The sequence below is a fragment of the Nocardioides sp. genome (assembly GCF_030019515.1).
Classification (GTDB): domain Bacteria; phylum Actinomycetota; class Actinomycetes; order Propionibacteriales; family Nocardioidaceae; genus Nocardioides.
The window spans coordinates 46,516-61,648 of record NZ_JASEEQ010000004.1 but is presented as its reverse complement, the minus strand read 5'-3'; the positions used below and the strand labels follow the sequence as shown (position 1 = coordinate 61,648).

At 71.9% G+C, this 15,133-nt stretch carries 16 protein-coding genes; 9 read left to right on the top strand and 7 right to left on the bottom strand.

The genetic code is table 11. The features are described 5' to 3' along the window. Positions 1 to 76 precede the first annotated feature (76 nt). Positions 77 to 667, top strand: coding sequence for a hypothetical protein (locus QMC84_RS06975; RefSeq protein ID WP_300373222.1), 591 nt, complete (start codon positions 77 to 79; stop codon positions 665 to 667). Here the strand turns inward: QMC84_RS06975 and gdhA are convergent. Together gdhA and QMC84_RS06965 are read right to left on the bottom strand one after the other, a co-directional pair. Beyond that, entirely contained in the window at positions 664 to 1,980 is a 1,317-nt protein-coding gene (gene gdhA / locus QMC84_RS06970; protein ID WP_300373807.1) for an NADP-specific glutamate dehydrogenase, read from the bottom strand. The genes QMC84_RS06975 and gdhA overlap by 4 nt on opposite strands. Positions 1,981 to 2,049: 69 nt before the next feature. Then, positions 2,050 to 3,309: a PucR family transcriptional regulator gene (locus tag QMC84_RS06965; RefSeq protein WP_300373220.1), complete on the bottom strand. Its 1,260-nt coding sequence runs from the start codon at positions 3,307 to 3,309 to the stop codon at positions 2,050 to 2,052. A 149-nt stretch (positions 3,310 to 3,458) separates the two neighbouring features. On the opposite strand from QMC84_RS06965, the gene QMC84_RS06960 reads away from it, so the two are divergent. The 4 genes from QMC84_RS06960 to QMC84_RS06945 all read left to right on the top strand — a co-directional run bounded on the left by QMC84_RS06960 (position 3,459) and on the right by QMC84_RS06945 (position 9,137). Next, positions 3,459 to 5,723: an aminotransferase class III-fold pyridoxal phosphate-dependent enzyme gene (locus tag QMC84_RS06960; RefSeq protein WP_300373218.1), complete on the top strand. Its 2,265-nt coding sequence runs from the start codon at positions 3,459 to 3,461 to the stop codon at positions 5,721 to 5,723. Continuing rightward, positions 5,720 to 7,375 (top strand): FGGY-family carbohydrate kinase, encoded by a 1,656-nt coding sequence (locus tag QMC84_RS06955; RefSeq protein WP_300373216.1) that lies wholly within the window; start codon positions 5,720 to 5,722, stop codon positions 7,373 to 7,375. Before QMC84_RS06960 ends, QMC84_RS06955 begins: the two co-directional genes overlap by 4 nt. 45 nt (positions 7,376 to 7,420) lie before the next feature. Beyond that, on the top strand, positions 7,421 to 8,443 hold the full coding sequence (locus tag QMC84_RS06950; protein ID WP_300373805.1) for an alpha/beta hydrolase: 1,023 nt from the start codon (positions 7,421 to 7,423) through the stop codon (positions 8,441 to 8,443). Between the two features lie 142 nt (positions 8,444 to 8,585). After that, the gene (locus QMC84_RS06945; RefSeq protein WP_300373214.1) at positions 8,586 to 9,137 is read left to right on the top strand and encodes a hypothetical protein; all 552 of its coding nucleotides are present in this window, start codon (positions 8,586 to 8,588) and stop codon (positions 9,135 to 9,137) included. A gap of 144 nt (positions 9,138 to 9,281) precedes the next feature. Here QMC84_RS06945 and QMC84_RS06940 read toward each other — a convergent pair whose 3' ends face one another. Beyond that, complete coding sequence (locus QMC84_RS06940; protein WP_300373212.1) at positions 9,282 to 9,581, bottom strand: thioredoxin family protein; 300 nt, start codon at positions 9,579 to 9,581, stop codon at positions 9,282 to 9,284. Positions 9,582 to 9,637: 56 nt separating this feature from the next. Here QMC84_RS06940 and QMC84_RS06935 point away from each other — a divergent pair, with 56 nt between their 5' ends. Continuing rightward, positions 9,638 to 10,039, top strand: a complete 402-nt coding sequence (locus QMC84_RS06935) for a heavy metal-responsive transcriptional regulator (RefSeq protein WP_300373210.1) — start codon at positions 9,638 to 9,640, stop codon at positions 10,037 to 10,039. Here the strand turns inward: QMC84_RS06935 and QMC84_RS06930 are convergent. Continuing rightward, positions 10,034 to 10,729 (bottom strand): Crp/Fnr family transcriptional regulator, encoded by a 696-nt coding sequence (locus QMC84_RS06930; RefSeq protein ID WP_300373208.1) that lies wholly within the window; start codon positions 10,727 to 10,729, stop codon positions 10,034 to 10,036. The two genes, QMC84_RS06935 and QMC84_RS06930, sit on opposite strands and share 6 nt — an antisense overlap. Before the next feature lie 133 nt (positions 10,730 to 10,862). Here QMC84_RS06930 and QMC84_RS06925 point away from each other — a divergent pair, with 133 nt between their 5' ends. Further along, positions 10,863 to 11,405 carry a carboxymuconolactone decarboxylase family protein gene (locus QMC84_RS06925; protein ID WP_300373206.1) on the top strand — a complete coding sequence of 181 codons (543 nt, stop codon included), beginning with the start codon at positions 10,863 to 10,865 and terminating at the stop codon, positions 11,403 to 11,405. A 23-nt stretch (positions 11,406 to 11,428) separates the two neighbouring features. Here the strand turns inward: QMC84_RS06925 and QMC84_RS06920 are convergent, their stop codons facing one another. Both QMC84_RS06920 and QMC84_RS06915 read right to left on the bottom strand, forming a co-directional pair. After that, positions 11,429 to 12,160, bottom strand: coding sequence for a haloacid dehalogenase type II (locus QMC84_RS06920; RefSeq protein WP_300373204.1), 732 nt, complete (start codon positions 12,158 to 12,160; stop codon positions 11,429 to 11,431). 164 nt (positions 12,161 to 12,324) lie between these two features. Continuing rightward, a complete protein-coding gene (locus tag QMC84_RS06915) occupies positions 12,325 to 12,870 on the bottom strand; it encodes a redoxin domain-containing protein (RefSeq protein ID WP_300373202.1) in 546 nt (181 codons plus the stop codon). A gap of 217 nt (positions 12,871 to 13,087) precedes the next feature. Here QMC84_RS06915 and QMC84_RS06910 point away from each other — a divergent pair, with 217 nt between their 5' ends. Both QMC84_RS06910 and QMC84_RS06905 read left to right on the top strand, forming a co-directional pair. Then, a complete protein-coding gene (locus QMC84_RS06910; protein ID WP_300373200.1) occupies positions 13,088 to 13,663 on the top strand; it encodes a hypothetical protein in 576 nt (191 codons plus the stop codon). A 98-nt stretch (positions 13,664 to 13,761) separates the two neighbouring features. Next, entirely contained in the window at positions 13,762 to 14,565 is an 804-nt protein-coding gene (locus QMC84_RS06905; protein ID WP_300373198.1) for a Crp/Fnr family transcriptional regulator, read from the top strand. A 64-nt stretch (positions 14,566 to 14,629) separates the two neighbouring features. On the opposite strand, the gene nrtS is transcribed toward QMC84_RS06905, so the two are convergent. Continuing rightward, complete coding sequence (gene nrtS, locus QMC84_RS06900; protein ID WP_300373196.1) at positions 14,630 to 14,917, bottom strand: nitrate/nitrite transporter NrtS; 288 nt, start codon at positions 14,915 to 14,917, stop codon at positions 14,630 to 14,632. Between the last annotated feature and the right edge of the window lie 216 nt (positions 14,918 to 15,133).

Sequence of the window (15,133 nt, the reverse complement as noted above, 5' to 3'; positions counted from 1 at the left end):
ACCAGCACCACCGGCCTCGACACAGGTGTCGTGCGGTGTTATAAACACGAAAAGATTGTTAAAATCAAGGAGAGCCATGTTCCGCACCCCCCGCCCCGTCGTCCCGCTCGACCTGCAGCGCCAGGTCACCGATGCCCTCGCCGCGGTCGCCCGGGCCGAGACCCGGCTCGCCCGGGTGCCCCTCGGGGCGCCGCTGGTGGCACGCCGACCGGCGCACGCCGCGCTCACCCGCGCCTTCGACGCGGCCGACGCGGTGCTGCGCCAGGCGACCACGATCGCCAAGCAGCACTCCCGTCACGAGTGGGCGCTCTGGCGCCACCGGCTGAGCCGGCTGGACACCGCGCGCCAGATCCACCTCCTCGCCGAGACCGACGACCCGAGCGTGCTCCGGCTCGGCACCGTGCGCGCCATCGACACCGGCATGTCGGGCCCCGACTACGGCGACCTCCTGCACGGGGAGTCCTGCGAGCCCGGCACCCCGGCCCGGTACGGCCTGGACCTCGAGGCGGTGCTGGCGACGGACGGCGTGGCGGCCGAGCCGGCCGCGGCGCCCGCGGTTCTCCACAGGACCCTTCGCGGGGCAGTTCCTCCGGCGCCGTCGTACCCGCGCGCGCACGCCCCGGCGCGACCGGGCCAACTGCCCCGGGATCGGGCCGGGGCCTGCTAGATGACGCCGAGCGCCACCATGGCGTCGGCCACCTTGACGTAGCCGGCGAGGTTGGCGCCGACCACGTAGTTGCCCGATGCGCCGTAGTGGTCGCTCGTGGCCAGGCAGGTGTCGTGGATCTCGGTCATGATCTCCTGCAGCCGCGCCTCGGTCTCGTCGAAGTGCCAGGAGTCCCGCGAGGCGTTCTGCTGCATCTCCAGCGCACTGGTCGCGACGCCGCCGGCGTTGGACGCCTTGCCCGGGGCGAACAGCACCCCGGCCGACTGGAAGAGCTGCACGGCGGCCGGCGTGCAGGGCATGTTGGCGCCCTCGGCCACCAGCGTCACCCCGTTGGCGGTCAGCGTCTTCGCGGCCGACTCGTCGAGCTCGTTCTGGGTGGCGCACGGGAGCGCGATGTCGCAGGGGACGTCCCAGATGCAGCCGTCCGCGACGTGGCTGGCCCCGGCACGTCGCTCGGCGTACTCCGTCAGCCGTCCGCGGTGGACCTCCTTGATCTCCTTGAGGAGCTCGAGGTCGATGCCGGCCTCGTCGACGACGTACCCACCCGAGTCGGAGACCGCGACCACGAACGCGCCGAGCGCCTGGGCCTTCTCGACCGCGTAGATCGCCACGTTGCCCGCGCCGGAGACCACGACCCGCTTGCCCTCGAGGTGGTCACCGCGAGCGTGCAGCATCTGCTCGGCGAAGAAGACCGTGCCGTAGCCGGTCGCCTCGGTGCGGACCTGCGACCCGCCCCAGCTGAGGCCCTTGCCGGTGATGACGCCGGACTCGTAGCGGTTGGTGATCCGCTTGTACTGACCGAACAGGTAGCCGATCTCGCGGCCGCCGACACCGATGTCGCCCGCAGGCACGTCGGTGTACTCGCCGACGTGCCGGTAGAGCTCGGTCATGAACGACTGGCAGAACCGCATCACCTCGCCGTCCGAGCGGCCCTTCGGGTCGAAGTCCGCGCCGCCCTTGCCGCCGCCGATGGGCATGCCGGTGAGGGCGTTCTTGAAGACCTGCTCGAAGCCGAGGAACTTGATGATCGACAGGTTGACGCTCGGGTGGAAGCGCAGGCCGCCCTTGAACGGGCCGAGCGCGGAGTTGAACTCGACCCGGAAGCCGCGGTTGATCTCGACCCTGCCGTCGTCGGCGACCCACGGCACCCGGAAGATGATCTGGCGCTCCGGCTCGCAGATCCGCTGCAGGATCGACCCCTGGGCGTAGTCCGAGCGCTCCTCCGCGATCGGGCCGACGCTCTGCATCACCTCGAAGACGGCCTGGTGGAACTCGCGCTCGCCGGGGTTACGGCTCACGACCTTCTCGTACATCGGGCGCAGCTCGGGGTGCAGCGTGGAGATGTCGTGGCCATGGGTTGCAGTGGCGACCATGCGCCGAGCCTACGAGGCTCCGCCCGGGTGCTGAGACCGAGTCTCGCCCTGTGGGTCGACCCCGGGGCCCGGGTCAGCGGCGGCCGTGTGGGCGACATCACGACCCAGCACGTCGGCCAGGGCCAGCAGCGCCTCGAAGCGGTACGCCGGATCGTCGAGCCGGACCCCGAGGAGCTGCCGCACCCGTCGCATCCGGTAGCTGACCGTCTGCGGGTGGACGAAGAGCTCCTCGGCCACCGGCGCCCGGGCCCCCCAGTGCCGGAGCCACGACTCCAGGGTGACCAGAAGCGGACGACGCTGGGCCTCCGGCAGCCCGTCGAAGGCCGCCAACCGGCTGCGCACGAGCAGGGCCACGGCGCTCGGATGTCCCTGCAGGGCCAGCTCCACCAGGTGGTCGTCGACCATGACCTCGACCTCGCGACCGCCGGTCAGCCGTGCGGTCAGCTCGGTCAGGCGGACGGCCTCGGGCAGGTCGGTCCAGGGCGCGGTCGGCCCGATCACCGCCCCCCGCCCGCGCAGGCGCGGGCCGAGGAGATCCCGGTCGAAGCGGGTGCCGTGCCGGATGATCACGACGACCTCGTCGCCGCGCTCGCTGACCAGGCCCTCGGAGCCGTAGCGGAACCGGGCCTCGCGGGCTTCCACGCGTGGCAGCAGGACGGGGGTGACCCGCTCCAGCGGATCCCACCCGACCGCGGCCGCGGCCTGCTGCACCACGTGCGGGGACGCACCGCCCTCGAGGAGCAGCTCGGCCAGGCGGTGGCGGCGCCGGTCGCGCTCGCCGGCGAGCTCGCGCACCTGCTGCGCGTACCCGTCGGTGCACGCGGCGACCAGCTCGTCGACGAACGCGTTCGTCGCGTCCGCGATCCGCAGGACCTGGTCGACGCTCAGCGGACCGGCCGCGAGCACCGCGTCGCTGGCCTCGCGCAGCAGCAGCCGCGCGGCCGCCCGGAGCGCCGAGATCAGCGCCTCCGGCCCCCGGTCCTCGCGAGCCTCGGCGGCGCCCAGGGCGACGTACACCTCGCGGACCTCGGGGGTCAGCGCCGGCTCGCCGGTGCCGGCGAGCGTCACGAAGCGGCGCAGCGCCACCCGGACGGTCTCGCGGGCGTCGCGGTGGAAGCGGGGCTGGTCGATGCCCGCGAAGCCCGGCACGGACACGGTGACGCCGCGGGTCAGCTCGTCGACCATGGTCGTCAACCGGAGCTCGAGCGCAGCGGCGACGTCGGCGCCCAGGTCCTGCCAGGGCGTGGGGTGCACGGTCGGCCGCGACATGGACCGATGATGGCACCTGCTTTGTCACCGCGTGACAAGTCGCGGGCTCCGGATCGCTACCGGCGACACCTCGCCCCGCTCCCACGATCGGGCCATCCTGGCCTCAGTCACCTTTCCGACCTGGACTCTCGTCCTACCTGGAGGCCGCTGTGCTGCACGAACCCTCGAGGCGACACGTCGTCGACATGTGCCGGACCCTCCTGGAGCGCGGCTACCTCAAGGCCACCGAGGGCAACATCTCGGTGCGCGTGCCCGGCCACGACCGGTTCGCCGTGACCCCCAGCAACTACGACTACGCCCGGATGCGCCCCGAGGACATCTGCATCCTCGACTTCGGGGGGAAGGTCGTGGCGGAGGCAGCCGGGTCCGGGCTCCCCCCCACCGTCGAGTCCGGGCTGCACGCCGCGGTCTACCGCGAGCGGCCCGACGTGCACGCCGTCGTCCACACCCACCAGCCGTACGCCTCGGCCCTGGCCTTCCTGCGGCGGCCGATCCCGGCGCTGACCGACGAGCAGGTGCGCTTCCTCGGGCGCGAGGTGGCCATCATCGACTACGCCCCGGCCGGGACCTCGTTCCTGGCCAAGAACGTCGAGAAGCGGCTCGGCTCCTCGGCCAACGCGTTCATCATCGCCAACCACGGCATCCTGGCCGTCGGGACCGACCCGGACCGCGCGATCTTCAACATGGCCCTGCTGGAGAAGGTCTGCCTCGCCTACCTCCTCGCACTCACGACCGAGACCGGGAAGGTGTACACGATCCCCACCGCGATCCGCGAGATCGCGCTCACCAAGCTCAAGAGCGACCAGAGGCGGATCGCCGCGCAGGTCGAGCAGTTCGTGCCGGTCGACCGGGACCTGGTCGAGGAGCCGGCACCCAGTGCCGACGCGGTCGCCGCGCGGGTCCGGACCGCCCCGGTCGCCGTACCCCCCGACCGTGCGACCGCCGCGGCAGGAGCGGACGCGGCGAGCCTGGGCTACGCGATCAGCGACTACCCCGACGTCGACGCCGTGATGCGACGGATCAAGGCGCTGACGAGCCAGCCGGTCCGCGGCCTCAGGCACGACGCCCTGCTCGACGTGCTCGCCTGGTTCGACGCCAAGTGCGCGGCGAGCAAGGAGCTCACCGACCGGGCGAAGACCCGGATCCCGGGCGGGGTGCAGCACAACCTCGCGTTCAACTACCCCTTCCCCCTCGCCATCGACCGCGCCGAGGGCGCGCACCTCACCGACCGGGACGGCAACGTCTACGTCGACTTCCTCCAAGCCGGCGGTCCGACGATCCTGGGCAGCAACTACGGCCCGGTGAACGAGAAGGTGTCGGAGGTGATCCGCGAGTCCGGACCGGTCACGGGCCTCTTCCACGAGTACGAGCTCAAGCTCGCCGAGTCGATCAACCGGTACCTCCCCCACGTCGAGATGTACCGCTCGCTCGGGTCGGGCACCGAGGCCGTGATGGCCGCCGTACGCGCCGCGCGCGTGCGGACCGGCAAGCACATGGTGATCAAGGTCGGGGGCGCCTACCACGGCTGGTCCGACTCCATGGTCTACGGGCTGCGCGTCCCCGGGACCTTCCGGATGAACGCGAAGGGCATCCCGTTCGGAGCCACCGCGGGCACCCGGGAGAGCTTCCCGCACGACGTCGGCCAGCTGCGCCGCAAGCTGATCGAGAACCGTGCCCGAGGCGGCACGGCCGCGGTGATCGTGGAGCCGCTGGGACCCGAGTCCGGGACCCGGCCGGCACCGCGCGACTACAACGCCCGGGTCCGAGAGCTGTGCGACGAGTTCGGCGCTCTGCTGGTCTTCGACGAGGTCGTGACCGGGTTCCGGGTCGGCATGGGCGGGGCCGCCGGGTACTTCGGGGTCACCCCCGACCTGACCGTGCTCGGCAAGGCGGTGGCCGGCGGGTACCCGATGGCGGGCGGCGTCGGCGGGAGCGCGGAGGTGATGTCCGTGTTCGGCTCGGGCCTGGACGGCAAGAACGGCGCCCACGTGCTGGTCGGCGGCACCCTCTCCGCCAACCCGCTCTCCTGCGCGGCGGGGCACTTCGCGATCGAGGAGATGGCGCGCACCAACGCGCCGGTCGTGGCCGGCGCCGCCGGCGACCGGCTCGCGCACGGCCTGCAGCGGCTCATCGACCACTACGGCCTGCCCTACGTGGCCTACAACCAGGGCTCGATCGTGCACCTGCAGTGCAGCGGCGTGATGCTGCTCGACATGCGCAACCCCGTCAAGCTGCTCAAGGAGAGCAAGCCGCGCAAGCACCTGATGGAGCAGCTGGGCGCGGCGTACGCCGCCCACGGCATCATCACGCTGGCCGGATCGCGCCTGTACACCTCGATGGCCGACACCGACGAGGTCATCGACGACGCGCTCGAGCGGTTCGACCGCGTCTTCGCCCTCGTCGAGGGCGTGTGACGCCGCAGCGTCCGGCCCCGGCGCTGCCGGGGCCCGGGCCCTACCTGATCGGCGTCGACCTCGGCACCGGCGGGCCGAAGGTCGCGCTCACCACGGCCCGGGGTCAGGTCCTCGGATTCGAGGCCGAGAAGGTCGAGCTGCTGCTCACCCCCGACGGTGGGGCCGAGCAGGACCCGGACCAGTGGTGGTCGGCCATCGTGACCGCGACCCGCCGGCTGCTCGCGCGCGGACTGGCCCCCGTGGATGAGGTGGCCGCGATCTGCGTCGGCGCCCAGTGGGGCGGCCTGGTCCCCGTCGACGACACCGGTCGCCCGCTGCGCAACGCGCTGATCTGGATGGACAGCCGCGGCGCGCCGTACTCCCAGGAGGTCACCGGCGGGCTGCTCGCGATCCCCGGCGCCGGGTACGACGCCAGGCGGCTGCGGGACTGGCTGCGCAAGACGGGCGGAGCACCCAGCCGGACCGGCAAGGACCCGGTCGGGATGACGCACTGGCTGCGACACCACGAGCCCGAGGTCTACGCCGCCAGCGCCTACCTGCTCGACGTACCGGTGTTCCTGACGATGCGCCTCTCGGGCCGCGCGGTCGCCGGCACGGACACCTCGACGCTGCGCTGGTGCACGGACAACCGGGACCCCGACCGGGTGCACTGGGACGCCGCGCTCGCCGAGCGCACCGGGATCGACGTCGCGAAGCTCCCGGAGCTCGTGCCCCCGGCCAGCGTGGTCGGGCCACTGCACCCCGAGACGGCCGCCGAGCTCGGCCTGCCGGCCGCCGTCCAGGTGGTGACGGGCACCTCGGACAGCATCGCCGCCGCCATCGGCGCCGGCGCGGTCGACGACTACCGCGGGCACCTCTACATCGGCACGTCCGCGTGGCTGAGCTGCCACGTGCCCTTCAAGCGCACCGACGTCCTGCGCAGCATCGCCTCGCTGCCCGCTGCCGTGCCGGGCCGCTACTGGATCGGGACCATCCAGGACGTGGCCGGCAAGGCGATCGACTGGCTGATCGACTCGGTCGTCTACCCCGACGACGGGATGCTCGACGCGCATCCCGCGCCGGAGGACGCCGTCGAGCGACTCAACGCCCTCGCGCTCACCGCCCCACCGGGCAGCAACGGCGTCGTGTTCACCCCGTGGCTCAACGGCGAGCGGACCCCGGTCGACGATCCGTTCCTGCGCGGCGGCTGGTTCAACGTCTCGCTGACCACCACCCGGGCCGACCTCGCCCGCAGCGTGTTCGAGGGCATCGCCCTCAACGTGCGCTGGATGAAGGAGTCGGTCGAGCGGTTCCTCGGCAAGGACCTGCCGGGCGGGTTCGCTGAGCTGGCGTTCGTCGGCGGCGGGGCCCGGTCCGACCTCTGGTGCCAGACCCTCGCCGACGTGCTCGGATGCACCATCCACCAGGTCGAGGACCCCATCCTGGCCAACGCCCGCGGCGCGGCGCTCGCCGCCGCGGTCGGGCTCGGGCTGGTGTCCTGGGAGGAGATCGCAGGCCTGGTGCGGACGACCGGCACCTTCACGCCGGACCCCGCACGAGGTGCGATCTACGACCGGCAGTACCGCACCTTCACCCGGATCTACCGACGCAACCGTCGCCTGTACGCCGCCCACAACGGACCGCGGCAGCCACGTCCCAGGAGGAGCCGATGAGCCCCGACACCCACCCCCCGCCAGGACCGCATCGCGCGGCGCGTGATGCGCACCGTCGGCGCCCTTCCACCGTCGGCACAGCGCCTGCTCGCCGGGCGCCCGACCCGGATCGACGGCCAGCAGCTGCACCCGGAGGTGCAGCTCGCGCTACGCCTGCTCCGGCTCGCCGGCGGACCGACCTTCGAGACACTGCCGCTCCAGGAGGGACGGGCCCAGATCAGCAGCGAGGCCTGGATCTTCGGCGACCAGCTCCCGGTCGGGACGGTGCGCGACCTCACCCTCGACGGGCGCGACGGCCCGATCCCGGCCCGGCTCTATCGCCCCGAGGGGCTGAGCGATCCCGCCGCCCTCCTGGTCTACTTCCACGGCGGCGGTTGGGTCCTCGGCGGGCTCGACGCCTCCGACTCCGCCTGCCGGTTCCTGGCCGTGCACGCCGGGATCGCGATTCTGTCGGTCGACTACCGGCTGGCGCCCGAGCACCCGTTCCCGGCGGCCGTGAACGACGCCGTCGACGCCTTCCGCGCCGCCGTCGTCGAGGCGGAGGCCTGGGGCGTCGACCCCGTCGCGATCGGCGTCGGAGGCGAGAGCGCCGGCGGGAACCTCGCCGCCGTGGTCGCCCAGGTGACCCATGCGGCGACCGGCCCGGAGCCCGCCTTCCAGCTGTTGTTCTTCCCGGTCACCGACCTCTCCACCAAGCACCCGTCGTACACGCTGTTCGCCGAGGGCTACTTCCTCACCGAGGCGCAGATGGACTGGTACCGGGACCACTACCTGAACGATCCCGACCTGGCGCTCGACCCACGCGTGTCGCCACTCCTCGCCGGGGACCTCTCCGGGCTGTGCCCGGCGTACGTCGTCGTCGCCGGCTTCGACCCGCTGCGCGACGAGGGCGAGGCCTACGCGAGACGGCTGCGGGAGGCCGGGGTCCGCGTCTCCCTGCAGCGGCACAGCGGCCTGATCCACGGGATCGTGAACGCCACCGGCGTGGGTCGGTCGGGCCGCGAGGTCCTCCTCCAGGCCGCCGGTGCGCTGCGCGTCGAGCTCGCCGCTCGCGCCGGGGTGGGCTGAGGACGACAGACGGAAATTCGTTCAAGAAGGACCGAACAATGTCGCACATCACGCAAAACTGGTGCCGGTTCGGCTGCGGAGCATCCGAACCAGGCATAGCGTGGAGTCGACCGGGCACCCGCCCGAAGGAAGCCGTTGCACCATGTTCCGTCGGCACCACCGGCCCGAACCGGGCCCCCAGCTGACGCCGTGGGGCTTCTACGCCAGGCCACCGGCGAAGTCCCACGACCCGCTGCGCGTCGTCGCGATCGGCCTCGTCCTCTCGCTGGTCCTGCTGGTCGGCGGCTGCCTCGCGGCGGTCGGCGGTCTCGCCCAGCAGGTGGGGACCGCGTTCCAAGCAGCGCCCGCCCCGGTCGCCGACGTGGTGCGGATGGAGGTGCAGGAAGGGGAGGCGTTCGTGCTGGCGGGCTTCCGGGCGGCGGCTGGCTGGAAGGTCGCGACGGAGGCGGCCCGGGCGACCACAGTCACCGGGCCCCACGTCACGATCACCGGCCTGGAGGTCACGAACACCGGCGACAGCGCCCAGATGCTGCGCTACGCCTTCATCTTCCGCGGCCATGCGGAGTGGCTGGCGGAGATCGACTGCTTCTGCCCGGCCGTGCTGCCGGGCCAGGCGGTGGTGATGCAGTGCCGGCCGACGGTCCCGCGGATGCCGTTCTCCTACGACGCCGTCGTGGTCGCCGACGGCTTCTGAGGCCCGACGACGACCCGGTGACGCCGCACCATCCGGCTCTCGCCCGATACCCAGAGCCGCGCCTTGGACACCAGCAGCGGGAGGCCGCAGCAGATGCCGAGGGCGGCGGCAGCGAGCGCGACCACACCGAGCCCTGGAGCGCGCTCACCCAAGGGCGAGGGCCGCTTCCAACTGCTCGGTGGTGGGTGCCCCGGCAAGCCCGGCGGGTGTCTGGTAGACCCGGCAGGAGAGCCCTACCGCCGTGCCGGCGTCGGCGAATGCGTCGGCGCCGTCCACCAGGATGCTGGGCGATCCGTGGAACCGGAGCTGCTCGGCCTCGTCGACCGTCTCGACGAGGCGACGGGTCACCGTGATGTCGGGCCGTCCGGCAGCGATCGCGGCGAGTCGCTCGTCGGCGGTCTTCCAGTTCGGGCAGCCCTCGAAGTAGAGCAGGGTGACGTCCATGTCGCCGAACCTAGACCTTGATCCGCACTACAAGGTCAAGAGCTACGATCGGGACCATGCTCATCGGGCGGCTGGCCGAGACGGCGGGCGTGACCGCCCAGACCGTCAGGTTCTACGAGCGCGAGGGCTTGCTCCCGAGGTCGCCACGGGAGGCCAACGGCTACCGCGTCTACGACGACGTCGCGCTGGACCGGCTCAGGTTCATCCGGACCGCTCAGGCATCGGGCCTCACCCTGGCCGAGATCCGTGGCATCGTCGACCTGCGAGACGCCGGCACGGTGCCGTGCACCCACGTCACCACGCTGCTGTCCGCCAGACTCGACGACGTTCGTGCGCGGGTGCGCGAGCTCGAGCTGCTGACCGGCGAGCTCGAGCGTCTCATCTCCCGCAGCGACCACCTCGACCCGGCCGAGTGCGACGCGGCTGCCGTCTGCCACATCCTCGTCGAGCGCTCATGACCCCTGAGCCGTCAGTGTCGTCAGTGCCTCGGCATCGAGGATGCGCACCCTTCCATATGCCACTCCCACCAGGCCATCGTCGGCGAACCTCCGGAGGACGCGGTTGATCGAGGGTCTGCGGACCCCCAGCAGCGCCGCCACGGTCGTCTGCGTCAGATTCACCACGTCGTCGACGCGCTCCTCGAGGAGGAGCTGCGCGACCTGGACCTCGAGTGGCTGCCCGAGCAGGTTGGTCAGCCGTGAGTGGGACCGGGCGAGGCGCTGCGACACGCTGGTCAACCACCGCCGGGACAGCTGCGGGTGGGTGGCAAGAAGCTTCTCGAACGCCGCCCGGTCCAGGATCAGGCAGGTGGTGCTGGTGTTCGCTCGGGTCTCGTACGGCATCGGCTGACCCAGCAGCAGCTGGATGTCGCCGTCGATGTCGCCCGGCCGCAGGGTCTGGATGACGAGTCGGCCCGTCGCTCCGTGGACCGCCAGCTCCAGGCAGCCGTCCCGGACGATGTGCACCGCCTCAGGCTGGTCGCCGACGCGCCCCAGCGGTTCGCCGGCAGCCAGGGTGCGCACCCGGATGAAGCTCGCCAGCTCCTCGACGTCCTCCGGACGGAGCGGAGTCGTCTCCGCGCGTCCCACGCACCGCGACACCCACAGCGCCTCGCGGAAGGCGGCCGATCGTTGGTCATGCTGGCCCATCGGTCCTCCCGGGTCGATGTGCCACGTCCGGCCCGAAGAGTGTGCGCCGGATGACACTCCGGGACGCCGGCGGCGCCCCGGGCCGTTGCCCCGAAGTCAGGAAGCACGTACGCGACACCACAGGAGGATCACCATGCCCCGCATTCCCGCTCACACAGTTGCCAGCGCCCCGGAGGCGAGCCGGGACCAGCTGAAGGCACTCGAAGCGAGGTACGGCAAGGTCTTGAACATCCACGCCGAGATGGCGCACTCCCCTGTGGTGCTCCATGCCTATACCGCGCTCCAGCGGGCGATCGCGGACCACGGGTCCTTCGACGGGCGCACCCGGGAGGCGATCGCGCTGGCGGTCGCCGTCGTCGACGGCTGCTCGTACTGCCAGGCTGCCCACACCGGTGGCGGGAGGGCTGCCGGGCTGTCCGACGACGAGATGGTCGCGATCCGACGCGACGCCGTGGACTTCGACGACCGCCTCGCCGCGCTCCTGGCGGTGGCCCGCGCCTATACCCGGAACGTGGGCTCGGTCCAGGACGCGACCTGGCAGGCTGCGCTCGATGCGGGGTGGACCGACGAGGAGCTGACCGAGCTGTCGGTCCACGTGACCGCGAACCTCTTCACGAACTACTTCAACCACTTCGTGGAGACCGAGCTCGACCTGCCGGCCGCGCCGCCTCTCTGACCGGGTCCTCGCTGACGACCGGGTCACCGCAGCTGGTCGCCCAACTCGGTCAGCGACCGTGCGGCCAGGTCAGGGGCCCGGAAGTACGCGGGATAGGGGCCGCCGGACCGGTTGATCCAGGCGGTCGCGAGTCCGGCGCGCGCGGCACCGTCGATGTCCCACGGGTGGACGGCGACCAGCATCGCGTCCATGGGATCCACCTGGGTCCGCTCGAGCGCGTAGGCGTACGCGGCGGCCGCGGGCTTCCACGCGCCGACGTCCTCGACGGAAAGGAGCGCGTCGAAGTGCGCGCCGATCCCAGCGCGTTCGAACAGCGCCTCGGCGACCGACGCGGACCCGTTGCTCAGCGTCACCAGGCGGATCCCCAGGCTGCTCAGGACGCGGATCCCGTTGGGGACGTCGGGGTGTACCGGGAGACTGGAGAAGCCCTGCATGACGTGCTGGATCGCGTCGTCGATGCCGCGGTCCAACGGCTGGTCGTGCAGGGCGACTCGCAGGGTCTCGGCGGCGATCCTCGCGAAGGGCTCGCACGCATCGACGGCAGTCAGGGCGAACCCGTCTCGGAGGAGTCCGGCGAACCACGTCTTCGCCAGGTTCGCGGGCGCCCCGACGTCCTCGAATCGGCGGCCGATCGCGGACATGTCCGAGAGCGTCTCGTTGACATCGAAGACCAGCAGCACCGGTCTCCGCGCCCCGTCCGGGCTGACCGGGTGGTCGGTGCTGGGAAGCGGGTGGCCGGAGCGGCTTTCGGTCATGCGCCCCACGGTAGCCACGCGCCGTGCCGCCACGGTGAGCGTGCTCACAGTCCGTGGCCGGGCCACCGACCCGGCCGTCGCCACCGCAGCACGCCTCCAGGAACGGCTGGCCGCCCGGACGGAGGGGACCGGGCTCTCCGTGGCGACGCGGCGCTCCCGCGAGCTCACCGCAGCCGGCCGACGGCGGTCCGCACCTCCTCCAGCGCCGGGTAGTGGCCGATCCGGGTGCCGATGTGGCGCCACCGGACCGTCCCGGTCGAGTCGAGGACGACGACACCCGGGCTGCGCGCCGTATCTCGGGTGATGCGCTGGGGCCGGAACCCGTTGGTCAGGGACCGGGCGTACGCGGTCGCGCCGCGCGGGTCGAGCAGGCGCCAGCCGAGCGCGTCCGAGGCCCCCACGTGGCCACGGAACCGATGCTCGGGATCCAGCAGCAGCGGCAGCCCGACACCCTTCTCCTCGCGGAGCCACCGTGCCTGGTAGTCGGCGGACCCTCCGATCGCGATCGCGCCCACGTCCTGCCGGCCGAGCTCGTCAGCGGCCCGATCGAGGTGGACCAGCCATTCCTGGCACGGCAGGCAGCCGAAGTAGCGCACCAGCTGCACGATGGTGAGGCGGTGGCCGAGGACGCTCGCCAGCGCGACCGGTACACCCTCGGAGGTGGACAGTGGCAGGTCGAGCGGTACGACGGCGGTCGGCTCGGCGGTCACGTGGGGCTCCTTGTGGGTCGGTGTCCGGGTCCCCGGCCAGCATTCCCGGGCCAGGTGCGGTGAGGTGTAAGTCCGCACACGTTGCGTACTGCGGGTCCCCGGCCCACGACGGCGAGGCACTGTGTGAGCGCGCTCACCGACGGTCCGGTCGAGCGTCGGAACACTCGGTGGAGAACCTGGCCCACGTGGGCCGGGCGATCGACAAGGAGCGCCCACCATGACCCCCTCCACCAGCACCGCCAGCCTTCGCCGAGCCGTCGTCATCGGCGCCGTCGCCGGCGTGATCGCCTCCGTGGTGATGGCGATGTACGCGATGCTCGCCGCCTACACCAAGGACACCGGCTTCTTCACCCCGATGTACCACATCGCGTCCCTCCTCACCGACGACGCCGACATGATGAGGTCGATGATGGCCGACCAGCAGAGCGGCGACGCGTTCACGTTCCTGGCCGGACCGGCGACCCTCGGCGCCGTGATCCACATGATGACCGGCGCCGCGTACGGCGCGGTGTTCGGCGTGCTCGCCAACCGACTCCGCCTCGGCGGCGTGGTGCTCGCGGGGATCGGCGTCGTCTATGGCTTCGTCGTCTTCGCGCTGAGCGCGTACGTCGTGCTCCCGATCGCAGCCGCGATGTTCGACAGCGGCGACCCGATCGAGAACATGGCCGAGATGGCCGGCTGGGGCACCTTCATCATCGAGCACCTGATCTACGGCGCGGTCCTCGGTCTCCTCGTCACCGGCGCGGCCCGCACCAGGACCGCTGCGGCGTCCACCCCGGTCCACGCCCACTGACCGTTGAGGTCGGCACGGGTGGCGTGCTCGGCCATCCGGGCCGACCTCTCCCTCCCACCCCGAAAGCATTCGCCCCACGGCCCGACGAGGATGACACGATGGGACCCGAACCACCCCACTGCCTGACGATCACCGACCCGGAGGACCTGGCGGGCGGCGCCCGCCCCTGGTCGCCCGCCCGCAGAGAGGACGACGTGGAGATCGAGCGTGCCGCCGCCGGCCCGGACCGGCTCTGGTGCATGTCCGAGGTGGACATCTTCTGCGACCTCGACGACGGGGAGATGGACGCGATGGCGCAGGCCGCGCCGATGAGGATGTATGCCTCGGGCGCGCTCGTGTACACCCCGCACCAGCCACTGGAGACCCTCTTCATCCTCAAGAAGGGGCGGATCCGCATCTTCCGCGTGTCCCCCGACGGACGCGCACTCACCACCGCGATCATCGACCCGGGCACGATCTTCGGCGAGATGGTCATCGTCGGACAACAGATGCACGACAGCTTCGCCGAGGCACTGGACGACGTCGTCGTCTGTGTGATGACCAAGGCCGACGTGCGCCGCCTCCTCCTCGGTGACCCGAGGATCTCGGCGCGGATCTCGGAGACCTTGGGCCGTCGCATCGGCGAGCTGGAGCAGAAGTTCTCCGATGCCGTCTTCAAGTCCGTCCCCGAACGCATCGCCGGCGCCCTCGTCACCCTCGCCTCCGCCGCCTCGGGGCGACCGCTCGGCCGCGGCATCCAGGTCAGGCTCACCCACGAGCAGCTCGCCGCGCTCGCGGCGACGTCTCGAGAGACCACGACCAAGGTCCTCGGCGAGTTGGCGGACCAGGGGCTCATCACACTCGGTCGCGGCCGGATCACCGTCTTGAACCGAGAGGGCCTACAGGCGTTGAGCGGCGACTAGCCCCGGCGCTCCACGCCTCGCAGCCAGGGTGCCGGCCGGACGCCGCAGCGCCATCGCGAGTCGCTCACGGGCTCCCTTCACGTGCGCGTCCGTGGGCGCTGAGGAATCCCACGCTGGCGACGACGTAGGGGATGGCGTAGTTCGCCGCGATACGGAGCGCCGACTCCGCTGACACGGCCGCGTGGATCACGGTCCCGGTCTGGTTGACCACCGAGAGCAGCGTGCCGACCACCAGCGCGATTCGAAGGGCGGGCCGACGGGTGCGCCCGGTCACGACGATCCAGGTGGCCCCCCACCACGTGTTCCACGAGAACGGGTCGGTCTCGGCCGGATTCCAGGGAGATCGCTGCACCCGGCCGAATCTGGCCGCCGAAGCACCCCGCCGACGGTGAGCGCGCTTACAGATCACCTCCTGGCGGTTCAGCAGACTCCTGGGGTGCCTGCAGCCCGGTCCGGTCGCCGAACCCGTCCCCGAGACGGCCGAGCACGCGTGAGCAGCCGCAGCAGCCGTCCCTGGGTCACCCGCCGGATGCCGAACGTCGACGCCGGCGTCCGAAGGCTCGGTCCC